The organism is Streptomyces sp. BK239 (assembly GCF_004217285.1).
In the GTDB taxonomy this organism is placed as follows: domain Bacteria; phylum Actinomycetota; class Actinomycetes; order Streptomycetales; family Streptomycetaceae; genus Streptomyces.
Genome location: NZ_SHKS01000001.1, coordinates 322357 through 347777 on the forward strand (window position 1 = coordinate 322357; position 25421 = coordinate 347777).

Genomic DNA, 25421 nt, shown 5'->3' on the forward strand with positions numbered 1-25421 from the left:
CGGCCCAACCTCGGCGCCAAGTCCGCGATGCCCTCGGCATCACTGACGCCGAGGGCATGACCTTCTGATCCGTGCTCTACAGAGATCGGTCATTGGAGGTCATACAGGCTGCGGGAAGGACCGTGAGGGCCAGTGTTGGGCGCTGGCGGTTGCTGGGGTTGCTGTACTTCGCGGCCACGGGCAAGGGCGAAGCCTTCGTCATCGCGACCGGACCGCCGGTGTCCCACCGCTCCAAGTCGGCTGCGATGAGCTGGTACGCCTTCGCGGTCGGGTACGTGGACGCCCGTTGGTCGGAACTCGGCGGCAACAGCCGTACACGCGATCCGGCGGCGGGTCCTGCGGACCAATCCCCTTCACAAGGGGAAGGAGTCGACGGCCGTCACCAAGACCAGCAACGCCGTGGACAAGCGGTTCCTGATGAACGAGGACCAGGCGGCGGCACTCCTCGGCTGGATCCGGTGCCGGCCGCGCGGGGGAAAGCGGCTGCACGCGCTCTTCGCCACGCTGTACTACTGCGCTCTGCGGCCGGAGGAAGCCGTAGCCATGCGAGTGCAGGACGTGACGCTTCCCGACCCCGACGTCCGGGCCCAGTGGTGTGAGCTGCTGATCCGCACGGCGACCCCGGAGGTCGGCAAGCAGTGGACCGACACCGGAGAGATCCATGAGGAACGTGATCTGAAGGGCCGCGCCGAGGGCGAGACGCGCACTGTGCCGGGGCATCCCGCCCAGACGCGCATTCTGCGGCAGCACATCGAGGACGAGCAGCTCAAGCCCGGTGAGCTGCTGTTCCAGGGGGAGACGGGCGGCATTCTCGCCGGCTCGGTCATCCGCCGGGCGTGGCGCAGCGCGCGCAAGGCCGTCCTGCCTCCGCACGTCTTCGATTCGCCCCCGGGGAGGCGGGTGTACGACAACCGGCACACGCGCCTTACCAAGTGGCTCAATGACGGGATCCCGCCCGCTCAAGTTGCCGAATGGGCCGGGAACAGCGTGCCGGTCCTGCTGGCCACTTACGCACGGTGTGTCGAGGGGCAGCTGCCTGACCTGAAGAGGCGGCTGGAGGCTGCTGGAGATCTCCCCGAGCCGGCCCACGCAGGCTGAGGCTCTCGACGAAAACTTCGACACGTATTCGACACAGCCACCCGCGAAAACCCGGTGACAGCCGGACAGCCCGGAACCTCCCCATGATCGTCGGGGGAGTGCCCGGGGCTTCGGCGTGGTGAGTGGAATGTGCGCTGACCAGCAAAAACGCCCTCCCATAGGGAGGGCGGAGACTTGCGCCCCCGGCAGGACTCGAACCTGCGGCCAAGCGCTTAGAAGGCGCCTGCTCTATCCACTGAGCTACGGGGGCCGGGTGTGTGGCCGCGTACCCGGTGCCCTGGTGTGGGCTGATCCGTGACGTTGCCGGGGACAAGGATAGGGCTCCCGGTTCCTTGTCCTGAGTGCTTCGCCTCCGTGGCTCGATGTGGAGGTTCAGTGAAGCGGTCCTGATAATCGCAGGCAGGTGCGAATCGTGCATCGCTTTTGGGTCCCCGGGGCCCCGGGTGTTGTGCACTCGTTATGCCTGCGCCGCGCCTCTGTCCCAGTCGCACCTTCCGTCCCTTGTGTCCTATCGGCGCGCAGGCATGTCTATATGCTTCATAAATCCCCCGAAATTGGGCATTCTTCGCATGTGGTGACCTTGGACGTACGGCCTCAGCTGCTCGACGCACTCTCCGCCCTGCGCGACCGTGTCGCCGCCGCACGCTTCCCGCTGCCCCTGGCGGGGGCTCCACGCGCGCGTGCCAACCGCGACGAACTACTGGCCCAGCTGGACGACTACTTGGTGCCCCGGCTGCGGCAACCCGAAGCGCCGTTGCTGGCCGTGGTGGGCGGTTCCACCGGCGCCGGCAAGTCGACGCTCGTCAACTCCCTCGTCGGACGGCGCATCAGCGAGGCGGGCGTGCTGCGGCCGACGACACGGACCCCGGTGCTGGTGTGCCACCCGGAGGACCATCACTGGTTCAGCGGCATGCGGGTGCTGCCCGACCTCACCCGCGTGTGGGTGCCCCATCAGGAGCCGAGCGACGACGACCTGTTGCTCCCCGGGCAGGACAGCAGACGAATCCTGCGCATCGAGACCGCCGAGACCCTCCCGCCCGGCCTCGCCCTCCTCGACGCGCCCGACATCGACTCCTTCGTCGCCGACAACCGCTTCCTCGCCGCCCAGCTCCTGTGCGCCGCCGACATCTGGGTGATGGTCACCACGGCCGCGCGGTACGCCGACGCCATCCCCTGGCATCTGCTGCGCACGGCCAAGGAGTACGACGCGACGCTCGTGACCGTCCTGGACCGGGTGCCCCACCAGGTCGTCGGCGAGGTGTCCCGCCAGTACGCCGCGCTGCTCACCAAGGCCGGACTCGGCCACCTCCCCCGCTTCACGGTGCCCGAACTGCCCGAGTCGGCGTGGGGCGGCGGCCTGCTCCCCGCCACCGCGGTGGCCCCGCTGCGCACCTGGCTCGTCGAACACGCCCAGGACGCCGCCGCCCGCAACGCGGTGATGGCGCGTACGGCGTACGGCGTCCTCGACTCGCTCAAGTCCCGGATGCCCGAGCTGGCCGGCGCCGCCGCCGCACAGTACGCGGCCGCACTGCGGCTCACCTCGGCCGTCGAGGGGGCGTACGACAGCGAGTACACGCGCGTGCGGGGCCGGCTGCAGAACGGGTCCGTGCTCGCCGGCGACGCGCTGAAACGCTGGCGCGCCTTCCCGCTGGACTGCACCGCCGGCGAACTCCTCGACGCCCTCATGGAGAGCCTGGCGGCGCTCCTGGTGTGCGCCGTCACCGCCGCCGACGAACGCGTCGACGAGGCCTGGCGCCGCGAACCGGCCGCGGCCGCGCCGGTCCTGCTGGACCGCGGCGACTCCCCGGAGACCGCCGAGCACCGCATCGGCATGGCCGTACGGCGCTGGCGGCGGGAGCTGGAGGAATGCGCCGAGGAAGAGGTGCGCCAACTGGACCGCAGGGCCGCCAGCGACCCCGAGACCGTCGCCGCCCTCGTCGCCACCGCCCTGCTCGGCGCCCGCAGGGCTCGCACGGCGGGCGAGAGCCTCGCCGAACGCCTCGGGGCGCACGGCGCGCTGCGGCTGCGCGACCGGGCCGGACGGCTGCTCTCCGAGTACCTCGACCGAGTGATGCACAACGAACGCGAGCGCCGTCTCGCCCCGCTCGACGGCCTCGACGTCCACGTCGAGCCGCAGGCCGAACTCATCGCCGCGCTGTCCGTACTGCAGAAGGAGAGGTGACCGGTGACCGCCGTCACAGACCAGGACCACACGGGAAACGCCGATCACGGTCCGGCGGGGTCCGGCGAAGGCGCCTCCGGCGGGGAAGCCGGAACCAACGGCGCACCCGTGCGGGGCGAGGAAGCGCACGAGGGGGAGGAAGCGGTCTCCGACGGTGACGGCGGTGAGGGCGCCGCGGACGCCGAGGGGCCGTCCGGGGCGGCCCAGGACGCCTCACCGCCCGCGGACGACCATCCGTCCTCGCGGAAGGGCAATGAGCACACCCGGGGGCGGATGAGCGTCGGGTGGGCGCGCTGGCGTGAGGGCGACCGCGCCGCACGGAAGGGCGCGAGCGACCGCAAGGCCCGGACCCCGGCCGCAGACCGCGCGGCGCCGGGAAGCGACCGCCATGAGGAGCGCTCCGCACACGCCCGGGACGGCGACGGTTCCGTACGGGCCCAGGACGACGACCGCCCCGCACGCACGCGTGAGGGCAACGGGGACGTACGCATGAGGGATGACAGCGGCGGCGTACACGTGCGGAAGGTGGAAGGCGGCGTCCACGCGCGGGGCGGTGCTGCCTCCTCCCGTGGTCGGAGTGACGAGCGCCCCGCGCGCGTGCGCCAAGGCGGCGGGCGGCCTCCCGCGGCGATGCAGCCGTCGGCCGGGGACGCCTCCACGCCCCAGGAGGGCGGCGAGTTCTGGGACGACGGACTGATCGCCCGCCGGGTGAACGAGGCCACGGCCGCCGAGCAGACCGCCACCGTCACCGTCACGGCCCCCGGCGTCGGTGAGGTCCGTCCCGGTGGCGGCCCCCAGGCCGTCCCCCCGCTCGCCTACGACGGCCACCTGCGCTCCCGGCTCGACGCCCTGCGTGAACTCGTCGGGCTCTCCCGCGCCCGGCTCGACAGCAAGACGCTCGCCGAGGCCGGCCGGGTCCTCGACGAGGCGGCGGCGCGCCGCAAGCTGTCCGGGCAGCACACGGTCGTCGCCATCGCCGGCGCCACCGGCAGCGGCAAGTCCCAGCTGTTCAACACGCTCGCCGGGGTGAACATCTCGGAGACGGGCGTCCGCCGGCCGACCACCGCCGCGCCCATCGCGTGCAGCTGGAGCGACGGCGCGGCGAGCCTCATCGACCGGCTGGGCATCCCGGGCCGGCTGCGCAGGCGTCCGGTGCAGAGCGCCGACGCGGAGGCGCAGCTGCAGGGGCTCGTCCTGATCGACCTGCCCGACCACGACTCGGCGGCCGTGCAGCACCGCGAGCAGGTCGACCGGATCCTGGCACTCGTGGACGCCGTCATCTGGGTCGTCGACCCGGAGAAGTACGCCGACGCCGTCCTCCATGAGCGCTATCTGCGGCCCATGGCGGGTCACGCGGAGGTCATGTTCATCGTCCTCAACCAGATCGACCGGCTGCCCGGCGAGGCCGCCGAGATGGTCCTCGACGACCTGCGGCGGCTGCTCGACGAGGACGGCGTGGCCCTCGGCGAGTACGGCGAACCGGGCGCGACCGTCCTCGCGCTGTCCGGGCTCACCGGGGACGGCGTGGGCGAACTGCGTGAACTGCTCGGCCAGTTCGTCACCGAGCGAGGCGCCGCGGCACGGCGGATCTCCGCCGACGTGGACGCCGCAGCGGGGGAGCTGCGGCCCGTGTACGTGACCGGGCGGAGCACCGGACTCAGCGAGGAGGCGCGGGACGAGTTCGCCGCCCGGCTCGCCGACGCGGTGGGCGCGGTCGCCGCGGGCGAGGCGGCCGAACGCGCCTGGCTGCGCAACGCCAACCGGGCGTGCGGCACGCCGTGGCTGCGGCTGTGGCGCTGGTACCAGGACCGGTGCGACCCTCCGACCGGCCGGATGCCGTTCCGCGCGCAGGCCGACGAGGAGGCCACGGCGCGGCAGCGTGTCGAACAGGCGGTGCGCACGGTGTCCGAGCGGGCCTCGGCGGGCCTGCCCGCGCCCTGGGCGCAGGCGGTACGGGAAGCGGCCGTGCGCGGTGCGCAGGGGCTCCCGGAGGCGCTGGACGAGCTCGCGGCGCAGGCAGGGCTGCCGCCGGGGCGCCCGCCGCGGCCGGGGTGGTGGCCGGCGGCGGTGATGGCGCAGGCGTCCATGACCATCCTTCAGGTCATCGGCGGCCTGTGGCTGTTCGGCCAGATCGTCGGGGTCATGTCCCCCAATCTGGGCGTGCCCGTGCTGCTGATGCTGGCCGGGATCATCGGTGGGCCGCTGGTGGAGTGGGGCTGCCGGATGGCGGCGCGCGGCCCGGCGCGCAGATACGGCCAGGACGCGGAACGCAGACTGCGGGAGGCCGCCGCGAGCTGCGGCCGGGCGAGGGTCCTGGACTCCCTGGCCGCCGAGTTGCTGCGGTACCGGGAGGTCCGCGAGCAGTACGGGCGGGTGACCGGAATGACGAGTGCGACGGGGATGACGAGCGCGACGGGGGTGGCTGCCGGGACGGGGTGACGCCTTCCTCGGTCCCGGAACCTCTGGTTTCACCGCTCGATCTCTCGACCCCTCGATCAGGTGAGGGAGTTGTCCACAGGCGGGCGGTGGTCCACAGAGCCCGGCGGGCCCGGCTCGACGGAGGCAGTCTGGTTTCGCGGCGGTCGCGGTGACACGGCCGTCGCGGTGGGTGCGGCAGCCGCGGGAGTGCGGCTGGTGCGGCCGGACGCTTTCCGTACGGGACGGGCCCGTACGTGTGTCGGCCCGGCGTGGACCGGGCGAGGGAGGGGCTCGAATGAACGAGACGATGGTGTGCGCGGTGGGGAACGTGGCGACGCAGCCGGTGTTCCGGGAGCTGGCGGCAGGGGCGTCGACGAGGTTCCGGCTGGCGGTGACCTCGCGCTACTGGGACCGCGAGAAGAGCGCCTGGACGGACGGGCACACCAACTTCTTCACGGTGTGGGCCAACCGACAACTCGCCACGAACGCGACGGCCTCACTGAACGTCGGCGACCCGGTGATCGTGCAGGGCAGGCTGAAGGTGCGCACGGAGACGCGTGAGGGGCAGCAGAGCTGGACCTCGGCCGACATCGACGCCGTGTCGATCGGCCACGACCTCGCACGGGGGACGGCGGCCTTCCGCCGCACGGTCAGGCCGGATCCGGCGGCCGCGGTGGCAGGGATGCCGGGGCCGGCGGCAGCGCAGCCCGATCCCGAGCCCGACTGGCTGACACCGGCCGCGGACCACACAGAACGAGACGGCACCCGGCACCGTGAACCGGCGGCGGTGACGTGAACCGGCGGCGGTGACGTGAGCGGACGGCGCCGACGAGAGCGGACGGCGCCGACGAGAGCGGACGGCGGTGACCCGAGCACGCGGCGGTGACGGGATGTCAGCAAGCGCCAGCATCTGACCGCACACGGGCGAACAGTGGCTTATCGACCGGTCCGCGCCGGCCCGGGCCGGTGGATTTGTCGATAAGCCAAGCCTGTTGACGATCTTCGGGATAACGATTCCGAGTCGGATCGCCCATCGGATGAGCTTGTCGGGAAGGGTGGTGTGCCGCGTCCTTAGGATGCCGAACAAAGCACAAGGGGCTCCTGATTCTGCTGGTGGGACCGTACCCCCCACGACAACCGGTCCTGCTCGAAGGGGAATTGCGTGATTTCTTCGTTCGCCGCGCCGTTCACGCGAGGTCGGGGCGCGGTGCGCCTCGCCGCCGGGACACTGGTGTCCGGTGTGGTCGCCGCCGGTGTCGTCGCCACCGCCGCGGGCACGGCCGTCGCCGACGAGACCCCGCAGAGCCAGGGCGGAGCGACGGCGACCATGGGAGGGCTCAAGACCTACGGCACCGCCGTCCTCCATGCCGACAGCGGGGACCAGGAGGTCCCGGCGGGGCTGTTCGAGATGTCCGTCGAGGGCGGCGGCACGCTGCAGACGTACTGCGTCGACCTGCACACGCCCACGCAACGGGACGCCAAGTACGGCGAGACGCCCTGGAGCGGCACCTCGCTCGGCGTCAACAAGGACGCCGGCAAGGTCCGTTGGATCCTGCAGAACTCCTACCCCCAGGTCAACGACCTGGCCACGCTGGCGAAGAAGGCCGGCATCGGCGGTGGCCTCAGTGAGCAGGACGCTGCCGCCGGTACCCAGGTGGCCATCTGGCGCTACTCCGACGGCGCGGACGTGGACGCCCTCGACCCGCAGGCCGAACGGCTCGCGGACTACCTCCAGAAAGCCGCCCGCGACGCGGCGGAACCCAGGGCCTCGCTCACCCTCGAAGGGGCCGCGGTCTCAGGCCGCCCCGGCGCACCGCTCGGCCCGGTGACCGTGCGGACCGACGCGAGCGCGGTCACCGTCGCGCCGCCGCCGGACGCCGCCATCAGCGGAGTGCGGATCGTCGGCAAGGACGGCAAGGCCGTCACCTCGGCGCAGGACGGCAGCCAGCTCTTCTTCGACGTGCCCGCCGACGCCGCAGCCGGCACGGCCGAGCTGACCGTGCAGGCCTCGACGACCGTCCCCGTCGGCCGCGCCTTCACCTCGGAGAGCCGCAGCCAGACGCAGATACTGGCCGGCTCCAGCGAGTCCACCGTCTCCGCCGGGGCGAGCGCCACCTGGGCCGCCGGCGGTCCGATACCGGCGCTGTCCGCGGCGAAGAACTGCGCCGCGAACGGTGTCGACATCGCGGCGGCCAACCGGGGCGACGCGCCGTTCACCTTCAAGCTGATGGGCTTCGAGTACACGATCCCGGCAGGCGCCTCGCGGACGGTGACGATCCCCCTCCAGGAGGACCAGGCCTACGACTTCACCATCCGCGGCGCCCGCTTCACCGGCGTCCTCGACTGCCGGACCAGGTCCGCCGAGACCAGGACGGGCCTCACCACCCAGACCCTGTCCCAGCCGAGCCCCGCCACCGTGGGCGGCGGCTCGATCACCGCCACGAACCTGGCCGAGACGGGCGGCTCCAACGCCACCCCCTACATCGCGGGCACCGCGATAGGGCTGGTGGTGATCGGTGGAGCAGCCCTGGTGCTGGTCGGCCGCAAGGAGAACGAGGCGCGGGACTGACAGGGGCCTCGCACCTCCGCGCTACGGACGGCGTCGCGGCCGGGGCGAGCTCTGCCGGGGCGCCAGGGTCAGGGTGATCTGCCGGACGAGTTGTTGCAGGCACGCCAGGCAGGCGAGAGCGGGCAGGGCGGCCGCGGCGACGCCGGTGAACGTCCTGTCGGCCTGGGCCACGCACAGCATCATCGCGACGGAGGAGAACATCAGCACGATCAACCAGGAGTGCCAGGCGCGGCGCTGGTGCAGGGCGGTGCGCAGAATGGACAGGGAGGCCACCGTCCAGGGCCCGTACACCAGGAGAGGCCACCAGGGAGTGACCCCGCTCTCCGGGTCCGACGTGATGTTCTGCAGCGGTCTGTAGGCGACCACACCGCAGAAGACGCTGACCGCCGCCGCGATGACGGCGACGAACGCGATGATCACCAGGCTGCCCGTCTGCAGCCACCCGCGCCGGAGCCTGTGCACCCGGATCTTGCGATGCCCGGCGGGGGAACGCCGGATGGGCGGCAACTGGGCGGTGATGTGCGCCAGGTTCTCCATCGGGTCGGCGCTGTCGCCGCCGGGCGGCGACTCGCTGCGCGGCGCCGGCACCGTGGCCGTCTGCTCGGCCGGAACCGCCTCCTGCAAGAGGTAGGCGAGTTCCTCCACCGGGTCCCAGCCCGGGTCGGGAGGGGTGAGCGGAGTGCCCGTGTGCGGCGCGTCGACAGGACCGCCGGGCTGTCCGATGCCCGGCCCATATGAATATGGGTCGGCATACCATTCATTCCGTAGAAAAGAGGGATCCGCATACTCGTGATTCATGCACATCCGCCCCGTTACACGTGGTCCGCGCGGCAGCCGGAGTTTCCCTGCCTGTTCCACCGCTGATCGAGTTCGTTCTGCGCGGCCTCCAGCAGAGTCATGAACTCGCGCAGCAGCGAATCGGTGACCCGCGGTTCGGTCCGCGCGGCGCTCCCGCGCAGGATGCCGCACGCCTGGAGCGCCGAGCGCGTCACATCGGCGTACGCACGTCTCCCGGCCGCCGCGTCACGGGCCGCGGGCGGATCGCCCTCCCCCACCCCCCGGTGAGGCAAGCCATGGAACCTAGCTTTCGTCATGCCCCGCTAACGCCGCCCGCTCCGCTCCGGATACGTGGCGAATGAGTGACCCTGACGGTGAAAACATTGAGGATGGCGTTTCTTCATTAAAGTCAGATTCACCGCCAGTAGTCCCGTCCCGCAGAAAATCCTCACGTATGACACACGCCCGGCGTCACCCGCCCACGGGGCCTGCCGGGGGGACCCGTCAAGAACCGGCCGGGGATCTGGAGCCACCTGTCGACGCCCCTCAGTGACCGCCGCCGGACAGCCGCCCCCACCTGCAACGATGAAAGCCCAGGTCAGCGCCCCCCGCCCGGACGGGTTTCCCCCCAGGGGTGGCCGTCCGGCAAGATGGGGTGTATCTGCCCACTGCCAGATTTCAAGCTGCCGGACGGTTTCTCTTGGCTGAGTACATCTACACCATGCGCAAGACGCGCAAGGCACACGGCGACAAGGTCATCCTTGACGACGTCTCGCTGAACTTCCTGCCCGGCGCGAAGATCGGTGTGGTCGGCCCGAACGGCGCCGGTAAGTCGACCGTTCTGAAGATCATGGCGGGGCTGGAGCAGCCCTCGAACGGTGACGCGTTCATCTCGCCCGGGTACAGCGTCGGCATCCTGATGCAGGAGCCCAAGCTGAACGACGAGAAGACCGTCCTGGAGAACGTCCAGGAGGGCGTCGCCGAGGTCAAGGGCAAGCTCGACCGGTTCAACGAGATCGCCGAGCTGATGGCGACCGACTACTCCGACGCGCTGCTCGACGAGATGGGCAAGCTCCAGGAGGAGCTCGACCACGCCAACGCCTGGGACCTCGACGCCCAGCTCGAGCAGGCCATGGACGCGCTCGGGTGCCCCCCCGGCGACTGGAGGGTCGTCAACCTCTCCGGTGGTGAGAAGCGCCGCGTCGCGCTCTGCAAGCTCCTGCTGGAGCAGCCCGACCTGCTGCTCCTCGACGAGCCCACCAACCACCTCGACGCCGAGTCCGTGAACTGGCTGGAGCAGCACCTCGCCAAGTACCCGGGCACCGTCGTGGCGATCACCCACGACCGGTACTTCCTCGACAACGTCGCCGAGTGGATCCTCGAGCTCGACCGCGGTCGCGCCTACCCCTACGAGGGCAACTACTCCACCTACCTGGAGACCAAGCAGACCCGTCTGAAGGTCGAGGGCCAGAAGGACGCCAAGCGCGCCAAGCGGCTCAAGGAAGAGCTGGAGTGGGTGCGGTCCAACGCCAAGGGGCGTCAGGCCAAGTCCAAGGCGCGTCTCGCCCGCTACGAGGAGATGGCGGCCGAGGCCGAGAAGATGCGGAAGCTGGACTTCGAGGAGATCCAGATCCCGCCGGGCCCGCGCCTGGGCAACGTCGTCGTCGAGGTCAGCAAGCTGAACAAGGCCTTCGGCGAGAAGGTCCTCATCGACGACCTGAGCTTCACCCTGCCGCGCAACGGCATCGTCGGCGTCATCGGCCCGAACGGCGCCGGCAAGACCACGCTGTTCAAGATGATCCAGGGGCTCGAGACGCCCGACGCCGGCGACATCAAGGTCGGCGAGACCGTCAAGATCTCCTACGTCGACCAGAGCCGCGAGAACATCGACCCGAAGAAGACCCTCTGGGCGGTCGTCTCCGACGAGCTCGACTACATCAACGTCGGCCAGGTGGAGATGCCGAGCCGCGCCTACGTCTCGGCCTTCGGCTTCAAGGGCCCCGACCAGCAGAAGCCGGCCGGCGTCCTCTCCGGCGGTGAGCGCAACCGCCTCAACCTCGCGCTCACCCTCAAGCAGGGCGGCAACCTGCTGCTCCTCGACGAGCCGACCAACGACCTCGACGTCGAGACGCTGTCCTCGCTGGAGAACGCGCTGCTGGAGTTCCCCGGCTGCGCCGTCGTCGTCTCCCACGACCGCTGGTTCCTCGACCGGGTCGCCACGCACATCCTCGCCTACGAGGGCGACTCCAAGTGGTTCTGGTTCGAGGGCAACTTCGAGTCGTACGAGAAGAACAAGATCGAGCGGCTCGGACCGGACGCCGCGCGTCCGCACCGCGCCACCTACAAGAAGCTGACCCGGGGCTGATCGGTCTTGCGGCACATCTACCGCTGCCCGCTGCGCTGGGCGGACATGGACGCGTACGGCCACGTCAACAACGTGGTCTTCCTCCGCTACCTGGAGGAAGCCCGTATCGACTTCCTGTTCCGCCCGGAGAAGGACTTCCAGCAGGGGTCCGTGGTGGCGCGCCACGAGATCGACTACAAGCGGCAGCTCGTCCACCGGCACACGCCCGTGGACGTCGAGCTGTGGGTCACGGAGGTCAGGGCGGCGTCCTTCACCATCGCCTATGAGGTGAAGGACGGCGACCACGTCTACGTGACCGCCTCGACGGTGATCGTGCCGTTCGACTTCGAGGCACAGCGCCCGCGCCGCATCACCGCCGAGGAGCGGGAGTTCCTGGCGGAGTACCGGGACGACGCGGAGGAGGCCGTCGCCGCATGACGGTGCTCCACCTCGCCGACGAGGGGGAGGCGGCGGACCTCGCTGCCTTCCTCTCCCGGCTGCTCCACTACGACCGTTCAGCCGCGGTCCGCCTCCAGGCGGCCGGCACCGCGCTCGCCGTCTTCGGACGGCCGCCGTCCTTCGAGGTGCTGGCGGTGCGCGCGGTGGGGCTGGCGAAGCCGTACGAGAGCGGGCTGGACGTCACGCTCGACGTGACGGTGTCCGCCGGTGAGCTGCTGGAGGGCGTGGCGGAGACGGCGGTGACCGCGGCCGTGCCCGCCGCGGTCACCGGACCGCCGTGGGCGGGCGTGCTGCCGCCGCGCGGCGACTGGCGTCCCGAGGCGGGGCTTCCGGCGGCCGGCGAGCTGCGGGCGATGGTCGGCGCGGCGGTCGGCGAGTTCCGGCGGCGTACGGAGGAGCTGGCGCCCGAGCGGCGCACCCGGGCCGAACTCGACCGGATCGGCCGCGACATCTGGTCCCGGACGGTCGGCGACACCGGTCTCCCCGTGCGGGCGGTGCACGCCGCTCAGTCCCTCGGCTTCCTGCGGCCGACCGCCGGCCCGGCCGCCGCGGGCGGGACACGGGGCGCTGCGCAGGACGCGGCACTCTTCTCGTCCGGGGCGTGGCTGCGGCTGCGGACGCCCTACGGGTCGATCGCCGTACGGCGGGCGGGGAGCGGGGGACTGGGCCTCAGCGTGCGCTGAAGCGGGCGCCCTGACGGGTCCGTTCAGCCTCGGCCGCAGTCAGGCCAACCCCAGCCCGGCCGGTCCAAGTCCCGGCCGGTCCAGGCCCGTTCACTCCGGGGTGTTCACCATCGACGCCGCCGCGTACGTCAGGTAGTTCCACAGCGTCTGCTCGTGCTCCTCGGAGAGCCCGAGGCTGTCCACCGCGTCCCGCATGTGCTTCAGCCAGGCGTCGTGCGCGGCCCGGTCGACGGTGAACGGGGCGTGGCGCATCCGCAGCCGCGGATGGCCGCGGTTCTCGCTGTACGTCGTCGGGCCGCCCCAGTACTGCATCAGGAACAGCACCAGGCGCTCCTCCGCCGGGCCCAGGTCCTGCTCGGGGTACATGGGCCGCAGGAGCGGGTCCTCGGCCACTCCCGCGTAGAAACGGTGGACCAGCCGGCGGAAGGTCTCCTCCCCGCCGACCTGCTCGTAGAAGGTCTGCTCCTGAAGCGTGCCGCGCCGAATCTCTTTCACGCCCTCCATGCTCTCAGACGCGCCGACCGAGGTCTCCAGCCCTAGGACCCGTCCCGAGCGAGCCATGGTGTTCGCGTGAGGCCTTCCGCCGCAGGACAGTGGAGGCATGGGCATGGACGCGCTCGGCGGTGACGGCGGGGGGTTCGCGGTGCTCGCCGCGTCGGAGCGGGCGGCGATGGTGCGGCGGATCGAGGCCGACGGGGCCTTCGCCGCCGACCCGGGGTGGACAGAGGCCTTCGCGGCGGTGCCGCGCCACCTCTTCGTGCCGTACTACTACGTGAGCGGCCCCCGCGGCTACGAGCGGCGGTGGGCCGGGAGCCCGGACCCGCGCAGCCGTGAGCGCTGGCTGCGGGGCGCGTACGAGGACGTCCCGCTGGCCACCCGGGTGCGTGACGGCGAACTGCTCTCCTCCAGCAGCCAGCCCTCCCTGATGGCGCTGATGCTGGCGGAGCTGCGGGTCGGGGAGGGCGACCGGGTGCTGGAGATCGGCGCCGGCACCGGCTACAACGCGGCACTGCTGTCGTACCGGCTCGGCGAGGAGAACGTGACCACCGTCGACCTGGACCCGGAGATCACCGCGTCGGCGCGCCGGCATCTCGCCGAGGCCGGCCACCATCCGGCCGTCGTCACCGGGGACGGGGCGCGCGGGGTGCCGGAGCGGGCGCCCTTCGACCGGATCATCGTGACCTGCACCCTGACGACGATCCCGCGCGCGTGGACGGCCCAGTGCCGTCCGGGCGGGCTCGTGCTCGCGCCGCTGGCCACCGGCCTGGTCGCGCTCACGGTCCAGGACGCCGCGCACGCCGAGGGGCGCTTCCTGCACACCCCGGCCTACTTCGTGCCGTTGCGCGGGGGCGGGCGGCCCGAGCCGGAACCGGTGCCGCTGGGCGGGATCCCGCAGCGGGCCCGAGGGAGCGACCTGTTCCGGTTCCTGCTGACCCTGACCCGGGGCGCCCTCGACCCGCAGGCGGCGTACGCGCTGTGGGAACGCGAGGACAGGCCCGGCCGGGAGCGGTACGGCGTCACGGTCGACGGCGAGCACGCGTGGGCGTGGCTCGACGCCCCCGACGGGCCGTACGCCTGGGCCCTCCCGGAACCGCTCGCGCCGGAACCGGTCGCCGCGCAGGGGCCGGACCCCGGCGAGGGACCCGACCCCGGGAAGGGACCTAACCCCGGCGGACCGTGATCGTCGTCCACGCGCCGACGTGCACGCGGTCGCCGTCCCGCAGCGGCACCGGCACGAACGGCTGGATGGGCTCCTCGCCGCCGTTGACCGTCGTGCCGTTCGTCGAGTTCTGGTCGACGACCGCCCAGCTGCCGTCCGGCTGCTGCACCAGCACCGCGTGCTGGTGCGAGACGCCCGGGTCCTCCGGCGGCACCGACAGGTCGATGTCGGGGGTCTCGCCGGTGGAGTGGCGCCGGCGGCCGATGGTGATCTGGTTGCCGGTGAGTGTGCGCTGCTGCTCGGGGGAGTACGCGGGCAGGTTCAGGCCGGTGGCCTCGGGACCCGAGCGGTGCATCATCGCCATGAAGTACTCGCGGTCGGGGCCTATCGTCGCCGTCCACGTCGCAGGCTGCTGCGGGAACGCCGGGCCGGACGGGGGCGGGGCCTGCGTCGCGCCGGTCTGGGGGTAGCCGTAACCGCCGCCCTGCGCACCGCCGGGACCGCCGGGACCGCTCGGGCCGGTGTGCGACGGCGGGGAGATCACCCAGTCGTCGTCACCGCCGCCGAAGGACTGCCCGGGGGGAGCGGACGGACCGCCGCCCGGCTGCGTCCGGCCGGTCTCCTGCGGGAAGCCGGACGGCTGGTAGGCCTGCGGAATGCCGGGACCGCCGGGACCCGCGCCAGGGCCGCCCGAACCGGCCGGGCCACCGGGACCGCCGAAGCCGGACGGACCGCCCGGGCCGCCGCCGGGACCGGAGGGACCCGCGCCGGGCGGACCCGGAGGACGGCCGCCCGGACCGGACGGCTCACGCGAGAAGAGGTCGCCGGACGGGCCGCCCGAGGGCTCCCGCCGGAACGGGTCGCCGGGAGAGGTGGCGGAGGGATCACGCCGGAACGGATCGCCGCCCGGACCGCCGGAGGGCTCCCGCCCGAAGGGGTCGCCGGAGGGACCGGAAGGACCGCCCGGGCCGGCGGGGCCGCGCCTGAAGGGGTCGCCGCCGGGGCTGGAGGGCTCGCGGCCGAACGGGGGCTGTCCGCCGCCCGGGCCGCCCTGGCCCTGCGGACGCGACGGCTCGCCGCCGAACGGCGGGCCCGGCGGGATCGGCTCGGCGGGACGGTTCACCTGGGAGGGACGGGAGCTCTGGTACTCGAAGGAGTCGCTGCCGCCGAACGACGGGGGCGGCGGCTGGAACCGCTCACCCGGACCACCGCCGGGACCACCGGGACGCCCGGGCCCACCGGAACCGCCGAAGCCGGAGCCACCGGGACCGCCAGGCCCACCGGGACCGCCGAAGCCGGAGCCACCCGGCCCACCGGGGCCGGCCCCCGGAGCGCCGAAGCCCCCGCCGGGCCCGCCCGGACCCGCGGGGCCACCAGGCCCACCGGGACCGCCCGCGCCACCGGGCCCGCCCGGACGCGGCGCGGCCGGGGTGTACGAGGTCGCCGTGTTGGTCAGGAAGTTCCAGCGGCACTCCTCGCAGAACGGCGCACCGCCCTCACGCGGCGTGCGGCACTGCGGGCACAGCTCGGGCTCGGTGTTCGGCACACCGGGCTGCTGACGGCCGCCGGGGCCGGGCGGGGCCGGCGGGAAGCCGTACCCCCCGCCGGCCGGAGGGGGCGGAGGCGGAGGCGGGGGTACGGCACCGGCCATGCGGTGACCGCAGACCTCGCACCAGTCGTCGGAACCCGACTGGTGTCCGTTCGGGCAGGTCGGCATGTCGGCGCGTCCCCCTTCCTTCTGCGTCCCACTGGCGTCGGACCAGGTCACTTCTTCACACGGACAGTCTTGGTGGACCGGGTTTCGAGCGTCATCTCGTCGGCCTCCGCGACCTTCGTCTTCAGTCGCACAGTACCTGTCGTGGCATCGACCACGTCCACCACCTTCGCAAGCAGTTTCGCAGTATCCGCGTTGCCCGACGCGCTCGCGAGCTGGACCGCCCTGCCCAGTTTGGCCGTTGCTCCATCCATATCACCCGCTTTGCGCAGGTCCAGGCCCTGCTGGATCGCCTGGGCCAGTTCCGCCTGGCCCGTGTAGTGCGCGACCTGCGGGTTGATCGAGGTGGAGGCGGCCATGTCGTCGGTCCACACGGCTCTCACGAGTCCCTGTGCGCCCAGGCTCTGCGCCGCCCCCTCGGGCTGCGGGATGACCAGGGAGACCCGGGCGGCCAGCATCTCCTGGCCGATGTGGGCGGCCGGGACCTCGACGCACACGTGGTAGTCGCGGGACTCGTCGCCCCAGGAGCCGGTGGGGTAGTCCCCGGAGCGCGGACCGGACTCGGTGCGGCGGTCGGTCAACTCCGCGACCGTCGGGGCTACTTGCTTGACGAACTTGATCGTGGTGCCGACCGGGGTCCACAGCCGCAGGGCGACGTCCGCGACCTCCTTGCCCATCGCCGTCTCCATCATCTGCGTGAAGTCGGCGGCGAGGCCGGCCGGGTCGGCGACGATGTCGGCGGTGCCGAGCAGGGCGGAGGCGATCCCTGTGACTTCTTTCACTTCCCAGTCGGTGCCCACGCCGCGGGCGTCACAAGTGAAACGGCCGGCGCAGGAGTCCAAAGCCGCCTTGAGGTCCTTCGGCGACTCGTGCTCGTTGCGGCCGTCGGTGAGCAGGATGCCGTGCCGGATGGCGACGTCGGCGCTGGACAGCAGCCGGTCGGCCAGCCGCAGCCAGGTGCCGATCGCGGTGCCGCCGCCCGCGCTGAGCCGGCGCAGGGCCTTCTTGGCCTCCTCGCGGGTGCGGGCGTCGGCGACCGCGAGACGCCCGCCGCCCGGGTACACCTCCTTGGCCACGTGCGTGCCGCCGATCACCGCGAAGTGCACGCCGTCGCGCAGGGTGTCGACGGCGGCGGCCGTGGCGTCCCGGGCGTTGCGCATCTTGGTGGGCGGGTAGTCCATCGATCCCGAGCAGTCGACCATGATCGCCACGGCGGCTGACGGGCCCTCGCCGGGCGAGTACAGGTGCGGCGCGGAGACGGCGGTGCCGATCGTGCCGCCGCCGGTGGCGCTGACCGTCACGATCGCGTTGACCTCGCGGCCGCCCTCCGGCAGGTACTCGTTCTGGTAGACGTCCACCGAGAACTGCGGCACGTTCGACTTCGAGAAATTGGCCATGCCTACTCACATCCCCCTCGCGAACCCCACGGCCGTGGGGTGACGACTGTGGGCGGACCGGTCCCCTCCGGTCCGCCCGGCTTCCCCGTGTCATGAGCCAGGTGTACGGCTGTGCGCGCCGAGTGCGTCCGGCGCGCGGCCTCAGGCCGATCCTGCCCCCTGGGCGGGGGCGGGGAACGGGACGACGGCCACTGTTACGTTGTCGTGCCCGCCCCCGTCGAGCGCGTGTCCGACCAGGACGCGGGCGCTGTGCAGCGGCCGTGCCGAGGCGTCGAGGGGCAGCGCCTCGGCCATCTCCTCGGCGGCCTCCGCGTAGTTCCACAGGCCGTCGGTGCACACGACGACCACACCGGGCCGGTCGGGCTTGAACGCGGCCGTGTGCGGCTCCAGTTCGTAGGCGTCCGCGCCCAGCCAGCCGGTGATCGCGTGGGCGCGATCGTCGGCGTACGCCTCGGCCTCGTTCATCAGGCCCGCGGCGACCATCTGGGCGGCCCAGGAGTCGTCCTCGGTGAGCCGGGCCGGGGCCGAACTGCGGTCCGCCGGCACCCAGTAGACGCGGCTGTCGCCGACCCAACCGACGACCAGCAGGCCCGCGGTGACGATCGCGCCGACGATGGTGCAGGCGGGGGCGTTCTGGTGCGGGGCGTGCTCGCGGGCGGTGGCCGGTTCCTGGGCGAGGGCGTTGACGGCGTGGGAGGCGGCGACGATCGCCTCGTGCATGGCCTGCTGCGGGTGCGTGCCCTGCGGCAGGGCGGCCAGCACCGAGCGGCTGGCCGCCTGGGAGGCCGCGAGCGAGGCGTCGTCGGGGCGGGTCGCGGAGGACACGCCGTCGCAGACGATCGCGACGAGTGCGGGGGCGCCGTCGGGCAGCGCGGTCCGGCCGATGCCGAAGGCGTCCTCGTTGCGGTGGTGGCGCAGGCCGCGGTCGCTGACGGCGGCGACCGGGCCGGCCTCCTGCTCCATGTGGTCGCGCTCGCGGGGCTGGGCGTGGCCGCAGTTCTCGCAGTAGCCGTCGTCGTCGACCCGGCCCGCCCGGCAGGCCACGCACACCTTGACGGCCTCGGCGGCCACCCGGGGGTCGGGGGCCTGGAGCGGATACTCCTCGGGCTCGGCCGGCCGGTCGAACCGCACCCCGGAGCCCTGCCCCGCGGCCGGCTCGGCGGGGGCGCCGTCGGCCCCCGGGGGCACCTGTCCGCCGTGCGGCACGGCACCGCCGGGAGGCGTGTGCGGCCCCGGCCCGGTCCGCCCGCCGGCCGGCGCCGGGGAACCGGGCGGCATCGGCGCCCCGCCCTGGGGCGACCCGCCTCCCGGCGCGCCCTCTCCCGGCGACGGCTCCCCGTGCCCGCCCGCATCCGACTGAGCCAAGCCACTCACCTCCGACCCTGCCGACGGCGCACGGGTGGACCCCGCTCCCGCCGCGTCGTGGGACACGTCCCGAAGTTCCGCCCGCGCCGCCGGCACTCCCCGGACCTGGAACTCCGCGCCCGCGCCCGGCGGTTGCGGGAGATCGGTCCCCGGCGACGGGCTCCCCGTGTACGGCGCCCCGTCGAACCCTCTGCCCGCTCCCCGCCCGCTCATGGTCAGCGTGGGACTGTCGACCGCGTGCGGTGGCGGGGAGGACAGGTCGAAGCCGCAGGCGCCGCAGAAGCGGTCGGTCGCTTCGAGCGGCTCCGTGCAGCTCGGACAGGTCGGCAGGGCGGCCTGCCGGGGCATCTGGGACATCAACTACACCCACGTCCGGGGGCGGTAACGGTTGGCACGTTCCACCAGGTCGATTCTCTCCTCACCGCCGGTCGCCAGCCGGGCCAGCGTGCGGTACGAGCGCTCCAGGCCGAAGCGCAGCCCCCGCTCGTCCAGGTCGCTGCCGAGCAGCACCCGCCGGGCGCCCGGGCCGCCCTGGCCACCGGAGAGTATCCAGTCCAGGGCCGAACCGAGCACCTCGGCCGACAGTTGCTCGCGCCGCGTCGCGTCCAGCCCGTACGCGTCCAGCGCCTCGACCTGTGCCGCGGCGGCGGTGAGGTCTTCCAGGAAGGGTACGTCGGACGCGGCCGCCGTCCGCTGCCGGAGGCGGGCCCGCACGGCCGCGACCCGGGCGGCGGTGTAGTGGATGGAGGACTCCGGCACCGACTCCAACGTCCTCACGGCGCGCCCGCGGTCGCCCGCCGCGAGCTGCACGCGGGCCAGCCCGAACGCCGCGCTCACATAGCTCGGGTCGGTCGACCAGACGAGGCCGTAGTATTCGGCGGCGTTGTCCAACTGGCCCAGCACCTCCGCGCACAGCCCGAGCGCCAGCTTGGGCGCGGGCTCGCCCGGGAAGGCGTCGTAGATCGCGTCGAAGGCGAGCGCGGCGCCCTCGTGGTCGCCGGTGACCAGGCAGGCCACGCCTCGGTACCACACCACCCGCCAGTCGTCGGGCCGTTCGCCCTCCAGCTGGGTCAGGGCGGCGACGGCGGCGTCGAGGTCGCCGTTCTCCAGCCGCGCGCGGACCTGCCGCAGCCGGGTTTCCACGGACGGCGCCGGCGCGGCCGCGAGCGCAGTGATCAGCTCACCCGGCGCGGAGGTCAACAGGCCTGCCAAGAAACCCGCGTTGGGGTCGGACGGGTCGACGTGCGGGACGGGCAGCGCGAGCGCGGCGGCGGGCGCGTCCACGGCCCGGACCAGGGGCGGCGCCGCGGCGGGGGAGGTACCGGACCCGACGGGGGACGTCTTCGCGCGTGCCCCCAGCCGGCTCACCTCCGTGTCCAGCCGCGGGAACAACTCCGTGTCGGTGGCCCTGATCTCGGACCCGAACAACGTGGACAGCGCGGGCCTCGCCCGCCCGGTCTGCAACGAGACGACCTCGCGCAGCACGCCCGTCAGTTGCTCGGCCATCTCCTGCGCGGAGGCGAACCGGCGGGCCGGGTCGGGGTCGGTGGCGCGGACCAGCAGCCGGTAGAACGACTCGTACCGGCGGAACACCTCGATGCTGTCCGGGTCGGGCAGCGAGTCGGCGTAGGCGGTGGTGTAGCCCTGGAAGTCGAAGGTGAGGACGGCGAGCGTGCGGCCGACGGTGTACAGGTCGCTGGCGACGGACGGGCCGACGTCGGCGACCTCGGGCGCCTGGTAGCCGACCGTGCCGTAGATCGCCGACTCGTCGTCGTCCATGCGGCGCACCGCGCCCATGTCGATCAGCTTGAGCTGGTCCTCGGTCTGGATGGCGTTGTCGACCTTGAAGTCGCAGTACAGCAGGTTGCGGCTGTGTAGATGACCGAGCGCCTCCAGCGCCTCGATGCCGTACGCGCACGCCTGTTCCACCGGCAGCGGGTCGCGCTTGCCGTCCACCGTGCGGCGGGCGTTGGCGATCTCCTTGAGGGACTTGCCGCCGACGTACTCCATGACGATGTAGCCGTCGAGCGAGCCGGTGCGCTGGTCGAGGTGCTCGACGAAGTTGTAGATCCGCACGATGTTGGCGTGCTCGATCTCGGCGAGGAAGCGCCGCTCCGAGATCGCCGCGGCCATCGCGTCCTGGTCGCCGGTGTCCAGCAGGCCCTTGAGCACCACCCAGCGGTCGGAGACCGCGCGGTCGACGGCGAGGTAGATCCAGCCCAGACCGCCGTGCGCGAGACAGCCCACGACCTCGTACTGGCCGTGCACGACGTCGCCGGCCTTCAACTTCGGCACGAAGGAGTACGGGTGGCCGCACTTGGTGCAGAAGCCCTCCGTGCGCCCGGGCCGCTCACCGCGCGAACGGCCCACCGGGGCACCGCAGTCGGAGCGCGAGCAGAACCGCTTGCGCTCGGGCACCTCGGGGTTGTCGAGGACCATCGCGCGCGGGTCCGGCCTCGGTACCTGAGGCACCGCGACCAACCCGACGCCCAGCCGGGCCCGCCCCGAGGAGCCCGCCGTGGAGCCGGAGCTGCGCACCGACACCGAGCGGCCCGTCGAGGCCCCCGAGAGCGAGCGGGAGAGCCGCCCGGACACCGAGCGGCGGGACTTCGACGACTGCGAGGACGTCCGCGAGCTGCGGGCGCTGCGCGCGCTGGAGCGCGAACTGCCGCTCCCCACCCCGCCCTTGGCGCCACCCGCCGAGGACGCCGGCGAGCCGGCCGAGACGACGGGGGCCAGACCGCAGGTGTCGCAGTACAGCTCGCCGCCGCCCATGTCCTCGTACGACCCGTCGCAGCCCGGCCGCTGGCATGTCTGACCTGCCTGACTCATGACCTCGCCCCCCTGTGGTCCTCGGGCTCGCCCTGCTCCGGCACGCTCGGCGCGGCGAGCAGTTCGGCGGCCGCCTGCTGGTAGCGCAGCACGGCCTGTTCGGCGACGCGCAGATCGCAGGGCGCGCTCCACAGCATCCGCCGTGCCGCGTCGTAGCGCTCGATGAGGAACGGGTCCTCCGCGAGGCCGTGCCGGGCGACCTTCGCCTTGTACGCGTCGAGACGGCCGCGCAGCTCCGCGCGGACCGCCAGCGGCGCGGTGACCGCGGTCAACGACTCGCGGGCGCGCAGAAGTTCGTCGTCCGCCTTCTCCTCCAGCGACTCCAGCAGCGGGGACAGCCGGTTCCACTGGGCCTGCCTGCGGTACTCGGCGGCTGTCGCCAGCTGCTCCTGGAGCGCGGTCGGCGGGCCGCTGACCACCGGCACCTCCGTCGCCGCGATCTTCGCCAGCACCTCACCGCGCGCGGTCCGCGCCTCCGCGAGCGTGCGGTCCGCGCGCGAGAGGACGTCCCGCAGCCGCACAAGCCGCTTCTCCGCGTCCTGACGGACCGTCAGTACAGCGTCGATCTCCCGGCGTACGTCCTCGAGCGCCCGCGCCTGACGGTCGTAGACCGTGGTGTCGGGGCGGCCGCCGCCGGGCGCCGAACTGCCCTGCGCCGGCGTCCAGTAGGCCAGCGGATCGCTGATCACCTGCTCCCGCAGCTGCGTCAGGGTGCCGGTGATGCGCTCCAGGTCGTCGCCCGCCGGATGCTCGCCCGGGCGCACCCCGACGGAGTGCGCGAGCTGCCGGGTGCGCTGGAGCTCCGCGGCCAGCAGATCGATCCGGGCGGGCAGCGCCGACCACACCGCGTCGGCGGCGACGACCATGTCGAGGGAGGAGGCGTACAGGTCGTTCATCCGCTCGACGAGCGTGGCCAGCGAGAAGCTCTGGCTGAGCCGGCCCGTGCCGTGGAGCGTGGGCGCGGAGGCCAGCGCCGACCCCGCCACGGTGACGGACTCGCCACGCAGCAGCTCGGTCAGCTCCACCAGGTCCTCACGGCTGGACCAGCGGCGCCGTGAGCGGATCTCCCGGGCGGAGCGCAACGCGTCCGAGTACGCGTCGAAGTAGGCCCACAGCAGCGTGATCGACGCTTCCGCGGCCGTCCAGCGCTCCTCGGTGACGCCGGTCAGGCGCGCGCCTTCGAGGAGCCTGCGGCCCGCGTGGTCCTGCAGGGCGAGGAGGGAGGTCTCGATCGCCTCGTGCTCCGCGCCGAGCCGCGCCAGCGCACGGTCGACCTCGTCCCGGTCCATCACCGGCCCGGGGGGTCCCGTGACGCCCATCGATCACCTCTCGCTGCTGAGTCGGTCGTTCACTCGGTCCGTGCCGCGGCCGGCCGGTCAGCCGGTGCGCAGGTACTGCGTCGGCGCGGGCGGCTTCGACGTCGCCGCGTTCGCCCCCAGTGTCGCCGAGAGCCACTTGTCGTACGACGCCTGCCAGCCGTCGGCCCGGTACCGTTCGAGGATCTGGTTGACCCGGCGCACCAGGTCGTCGGCGTCCTTCTTCATCGCCACCCCGTAGTACTCGGCTGTGAACGGGCCGCCCTTGAGCTCCACCGTCGGATCCTGCGCGGCCTGGCTCGCGGCCAGCGCGCCGTCGGTGACCACCGCGTCGACCTCGCCGAGCTGCAACCGCACCAGGCAGTCGAGCTGGTTGGGGACGGTGGTGGAGATGTCGGCGCTCGCTGCCAGCCGGCCCGCCCGGCGGTCGTCGGTGAGCTTGGTGTTGGCGGTCGAACCGGCCGCGGTGCAGATCCGCTTCTTCGCCAGCGAGGCGTCGTAGCCGGTGACCGTCGAGGACTTGGGGGCGAGGACCTGCTGACCCGTCCTGAAGTACGGGGCGGAGAACGCGACGTCCTTGATGCGGGCGCAGCTGATCGTCATGGTGCGCACGACCATGTCGACCCGGCCCTCCTGGATCGCGGGGATGCGCTGGTTGGTCGGGATCGCCTTGAACTGGACGGCGTCCGGGTCGCCGAGAATGTCCTGGGCGATGCGGCGTACCAGGTCGATGTCGAAACCCTCCAGCGCCGCACCGGAGTTGTTCGGATCGCGGTAACCCCACCGGTAGCTGTTCTGGTCGACGCCGACGACCAGCTTGCGCTTCTCGCCCTGCCGGGCCTTGATCGCGCTGATCGTCGGTCCGTCCGCGGTCGACGGCGCGAGGGTCTGCTTCTCCGGGTCCTTGCACGCCGCGTCGGCCGCCTGGCCTGCCTCGGCCAGGCCCCGGCCGCCCGCCCCGGCGGCGCCGCCGTGGGACTGGGTCCACGGCAGCAGCAGGGCGAAGGCCAGCGCCAGGGCGCACACGATCGCCATCGCGCCTACTCCGCCCCAGCCCTTCAGGCCGGCCCGCATTCGTCGCACATGCATCGTCACGCCCCCTTTCACCGGTACTCCGACAGCCTGCGGCCGATGCCGAGGACGGCGCCCGCCGCGCCCAGGACGGCGAGGACGGCCGCGCCCAGCGGCAGACCGCCCATCGCGTCCCGGCCGTCGCCGGCCGCCTGCCTGAACTCGTTCTGCTCGTGGGTGAGCGCCCTCGCCAGGTTGGCGTCCACGCTGTCGAAGCACTCGCCGGTCGCGCCCTTGGCGCCGATCACGAGGGCGAGCGCCTGTTCGTAGTTGCCGTTGTCGTCCTGGGCGCGGGCCGCGGTGTGACGCTTGCGCCACTCCGCCATGTTGCCCTCGGCCGAGGTGACCGGCTTCTCGCCCGCCTGGTCGTCGGCGAGTCTCGCCGCGGCGGCGAGGCCCTTGCCGAGGGCGGCGATGTTCTCGGTGAAGCCGTGGTCGTAGGCGTCGAGCGTCAACTCCTCGCCGTCCGCGGTCACCTTGACGGTCTCGGCGCCGCGGGCCACCAGGGTGAGGTTCTCGTCGCCGCGCGCCTTGAGGGAGGCGATGCGGGCGTCGTGCAGGACGTTCAGGGAGCGCACGCCGTGCTCGTAGGAGTCGTTCAGGCCCGCGCGGGCCAGGCTGTGGCCGACGACCAGCCACAGCAGCACGACGGTGGCGGTCGCGGTGGCGGCGACCAGGCCGTGGTTGAACACCCGGTTGGTACGGCGGTAGGTGCGGTGCTGCATCCACGCCAGCGCGGCCAGCGCCAGGACGCCCAGCGCGATCGCCGCCCACGGATAGGGCCTGGCGTCGGCGTAGTCGTCCTGGAGGCGCTGGTTCTCCTTCTTGTAGAGGTCCTCGGCCGCCGGGAGCATCTCCTGCTGCATCTTCTGGTTGGCGTAGCGCAGGTAGGCGCCGCCGACGGGGAAGCCCTGCCGGTTGTAGGTGCGGGCGCGCTCGACGAGGCCCTTGTACTCCGGGAGCAGCTTGTTCAGCTTGGTGATCGCGGCGGTGGAGGGGGAGCCGGGGTCGGCGTTGCTCGCGGCGGTGACGAGTCCCGCGGCGGCCGTGTCGATGTCGTCCTCGTAGCGCTTGCGGGACTCGGCGCTCTCCTGACCACCCGCCAGGAAGCCGCCGGAGGCGGTGGTGTTGGCGTCGGCGAGGGAGCGGTAGATGGAGGCGGCCGCAGAGGTCAGCGGCTGGCTCTTGTTCAGCACGTCGTCGGCGGCGGCCGCGCGCTCCGTCATCTGCCAGGCGGTGACGGCGCCGAACGCGACGACGAGGACGGCGAGCACGGCGCCGATGATCCGCAGCCGGCCCGGCTCGGTCGTCGCGGCGGCGCGCACCCGGTCGACGCCCTCGGCGAACGCGGTACGGCGCGCGGGCGTCCCCGGCGGCCGGGCGGTGACGGGTGTGAGGGGCTCGCTGGGCCCCGGCTGGGACGGGACGGCCGGGATGGTGGGCATGCCGGATCCCGGTGGCGCCGTGCTGCTCTTCGGCGGGTGTGTCACTGGCTGACCTCCCCCATGGTCATGTGTCGCCGCAAGTATCGCCACA

General features: G+C 72.8%; 19 protein-coding genes and 1 tRNA gene. 9 read left to right on the top strand and 11 right to left on the bottom strand.

Annotated features, from left to right (window positions below):
• The first annotated feature begins 399 nt into the window (after nucleotides 1–399).
• Entirely contained in the window at nucleotides 400–1098 is a 699-nt protein-coding gene (locus EV567_RS01465; protein ID WP_242620641.1) for a site-specific integrase, read from the top strand.
• Nucleotides 1099–1275: 177 nt separating this feature from the next.
• Here EV567_RS01465 and EV567_RS01470 read toward each other — a convergent pair.
• Nucleotides 1276–1348, bottom strand: a tRNA-Arg gene (locus EV567_RS01470).
• Between the two features lie 321 nt (nucleotides 1349–1669).
• Between EV567_RS01470 and EV567_RS01475 the strand changes: the two genes are divergently transcribed.
• The 4 genes from EV567_RS01475 to EV567_RS01490 all read left to right on the top strand — a co-directional run bounded on the left by EV567_RS01475 (nucleotide 1670) and on the right by EV567_RS01490 (nucleotide 8267).
• Nucleotides 1670–3280, top strand: a complete 1611-nt coding sequence (locus EV567_RS01475; protein ID WP_130436724.1) for a dynamin family protein — start codon at nucleotides 1670–1672, stop codon at nucleotides 3278–3280.
• A gap of 3 nt (nucleotides 3281–3283) precedes the next feature.
• On the top strand, nucleotides 3284–5719 hold the full coding sequence (locus tag EV567_RS01480; protein WP_130436725.1) for a GTPase: 2436 nt from the start codon (nucleotides 3284–3286) through the stop codon (nucleotides 5717–5719).
• 274 nt (nucleotides 5720–5993) lie between these two features.
• A complete protein-coding gene (locus EV567_RS01485) occupies nucleotides 5994–6494 on the top strand; it encodes a single-stranded DNA-binding protein (RefSeq protein ID WP_130436726.1) in 501 nt (166 codons plus the stop codon).
• Nucleotides 6495–6860: 366 nt separating this feature from the next.
• On the top strand, nucleotides 6861–8267 hold the full coding sequence (locus EV567_RS01490; protein WP_130436727.1) for a Cys-Gln thioester bond-forming surface protein: 1407 nt from the start codon (nucleotides 6861–6863) through the stop codon (nucleotides 8265–8267).
• A 21-nt stretch (nucleotides 8268–8288) separates the two neighbouring features.
• Here EV567_RS01490 and EV567_RS01495 read toward each other — a convergent pair whose 3' ends face one another.
• Both EV567_RS01495 and EV567_RS01500 read right to left on the bottom strand, forming a co-directional pair.
• Nucleotides 8289–8912 (bottom strand): DUF2637 domain-containing protein, encoded by a 624-nt coding sequence (locus EV567_RS01495; protein ID WP_347400475.1) that lies wholly within the window; start codon nucleotides 8910–8912, stop codon nucleotides 8289–8291.
• Nucleotides 8913–9079: 167 nt separating this feature from the next.
• Nucleotides 9080–9337: a hypothetical protein gene (locus EV567_RS01500; RefSeq protein ID WP_130436728.1), complete on the bottom strand. Its 258-nt coding sequence runs from the start codon at nucleotides 9335–9337 to the stop codon at nucleotides 9080–9082.
• Between the two features lie 407 nt (nucleotides 9338–9744).
• Between EV567_RS01500 and ettA the strand changes: the two genes are divergently transcribed.
• From ettA to EV567_RS01515, 3 genes are read left to right on the top strand one after another with little or no spacing between them, the layout of a single operon-like run.
• Nucleotides 9745–11409: an energy-dependent translational throttle protein EttA gene (gene ettA / locus EV567_RS01505; protein ID WP_130436729.1), complete on the top strand. Its 1665-nt coding sequence runs from the start codon at nucleotides 9745–9747 to the stop codon at nucleotides 11407–11409.
• A gap of 6 nt (nucleotides 11410–11415) precedes the next feature.
• Nucleotides 11416–11826, top strand: coding sequence for a thioesterase family protein (locus EV567_RS01510; RefSeq protein ID WP_130436730.1), 411 nt, complete (start codon nucleotides 11416–11418; stop codon nucleotides 11824–11826).
• Entirely contained in the window at nucleotides 11823–12530 is a 708-nt protein-coding gene (locus EV567_RS01515; RefSeq protein WP_130436731.1) for a hypothetical protein, read from the top strand. The genes EV567_RS01510 and EV567_RS01515 overlap by 4 nt, the downstream gene beginning before the upstream one ends.
• A 90-nt stretch (nucleotides 12531–12620) precedes the next feature.
• Here EV567_RS01515 and EV567_RS01520 read toward each other — a convergent pair whose 3' ends face one another.
• Nucleotides 12621–13034 (bottom strand): globin, encoded by a 414-nt coding sequence (locus EV567_RS01520; protein WP_130437528.1) that lies wholly within the window; start codon nucleotides 13032–13034, stop codon nucleotides 12621–12623.
• 97 nt (nucleotides 13035–13131) lie between these two features.
• On the opposite strand from EV567_RS01520, the gene EV567_RS01525 reads away from it, so the two are divergent.
• Complete coding sequence (locus EV567_RS01525) at nucleotides 13132–14211, top strand: methyltransferase domain-containing protein (RefSeq protein WP_407071557.1); 1080 nt, start codon at nucleotides 13132–13134, stop codon at nucleotides 14209–14211.
• On the opposite strand, the gene EV567_RS01530 is transcribed toward EV567_RS01525, so the two are convergent.
• The 7 genes from EV567_RS01530 to EV567_RS01560 all read right to left on the bottom strand — a co-directional run bounded on the left by EV567_RS01530 (nucleotide 14192) and on the right by EV567_RS01560 (nucleotide 25330).
• Nucleotides 14192–15907: an FHA domain-containing protein gene (locus tag EV567_RS01530; protein ID WP_130436732.1), complete on the bottom strand. Its 1716-nt coding sequence runs from the start codon at nucleotides 15905–15907 to the stop codon at nucleotides 14192–14194. The genes EV567_RS01525 and EV567_RS01530 overlap by 20 nt on opposite strands.
• Nucleotides 15908–15954: 47 nt before the next feature.
• Nucleotides 15955–17301 carry a VWA domain-containing protein gene (locus EV567_RS01535; RefSeq protein WP_130436733.1) on the bottom strand — a complete coding sequence of 449 codons (1347 nt, stop codon included), beginning with the start codon at nucleotides 17299–17301 and terminating at the stop codon, nucleotides 15955–15957.
• A 141-nt stretch (nucleotides 17302–17442) separates the two neighbouring features.
• Nucleotides 17443–19026, bottom strand: a complete 1584-nt coding sequence (locus tag EV567_RS01540) for a protein phosphatase 2C domain-containing protein (protein ID WP_407071558.1) — start codon at nucleotides 19024–19026, stop codon at nucleotides 17443–17445.
• Nucleotides 19027–21498, bottom strand: coding sequence for a serine/threonine-protein kinase (locus EV567_RS01545; RefSeq protein ID WP_130436735.1), 2472 nt, complete (start codon nucleotides 21496–21498; stop codon nucleotides 19027–19029).
• Entirely contained in the window at nucleotides 21495–22817 is a 1323-nt protein-coding gene (locus EV567_RS01550; RefSeq protein ID WP_130436736.1) for a hypothetical protein, read from the bottom strand. The genes EV567_RS01545 and EV567_RS01550 overlap by 4 nt, the downstream gene beginning before the upstream one ends.
• A gap of 57 nt (nucleotides 22818–22874) precedes the next feature.
• On the bottom strand, nucleotides 22875–23903 hold the full coding sequence (locus EV567_RS01555) for a glutamate ABC transporter substrate-binding protein (RefSeq protein WP_130436737.1): 1029 nt from the start codon (nucleotides 23901–23903) through the stop codon (nucleotides 22875–22877).
• Between the two features lie 14 nt (nucleotides 23904–23917).
• Nucleotides 23918–25330 (bottom strand): hypothetical protein, encoded by a 1413-nt coding sequence (locus tag EV567_RS01560; protein ID WP_130436738.1) that lies wholly within the window; start codon nucleotides 25328–25330, stop codon nucleotides 23918–23920.
• Between the last annotated feature and the right edge of the window lie 91 nt (nucleotides 25331–25421).

What these genes read in the sequence shown, in the direction of transcription:
- EV567_RS01485 (WP_130436726.1), top strand. Translation starts at nt 5,994, where the DNA reads ATGAACGAGACGATGGTGTGCGCGGTGGGGAACGTGGCGACGCAGCCG.
- EV567_RS01515 (WP_130436731.1), top strand. Translation starts at nt 11,823, where the DNA reads ATGACGGTGCTCCACCTCGCCGACGAGGGGGAGGCGGCGGACCTCGCT.
- EV567_RS01520 (WP_130437528.1), bottom strand. Translation starts at nt 13,034, where the DNA reads ATGGAGGGCGTGAAAGAGATTCGGCGCGGCACGCTTCAGGAGCAGACC.
- EV567_RS01525 (WP_407071557.1), top strand. Translation starts at nt 13,132, where the DNA reads ATGGGCATGGACGCGCTCGGCGGTGACGGCGGGGGGTTCGCGGTGCTC.
- EV567_RS01530 (WP_130436732.1), bottom strand. Translation starts at nt 15,907, where the DNA reads ATGCCGACCTGCCCGAACGGACACCAGTCGGGTTCCGACGACTGGTGC.
- EV567_RS01535 (WP_130436733.1), bottom strand. Translation starts at nt 17,301, where the DNA reads ATGGCCAATTTCTCGAAGTCGAACGTGCCGCAGTTCTCGGTGGACGTC.
- EV567_RS01545 (WP_130436735.1), bottom strand. Translation starts at nt 21,498, where the DNA reads ATGAGTCAGGCAGGTCAGACATGCCAGCGGCCGGGCTGCGACGGGTCG.
- EV567_RS01550 (WP_130436736.1), bottom strand. Translation starts at nt 22,817, where the DNA reads ATGGGCGTCACGGGACCCCCCGGGCCGGTGATGGACCGGGACGAGGTC.
- EV567_RS01555 (WP_130436737.1), bottom strand. Translation starts at nt 23,903, where the DNA reads ATGCATGTGCGACGAATGCGGGCCGGCCTGAAGGGCTGGGGCGGAGTA.
- EV567_RS01560 (WP_130436738.1), bottom strand. Translation starts at nt 25,330, where the DNA reads ATGCCCACCATCCCGGCCGTCCCGTCCCAGCCGGGGCCCAGCGAGCCC.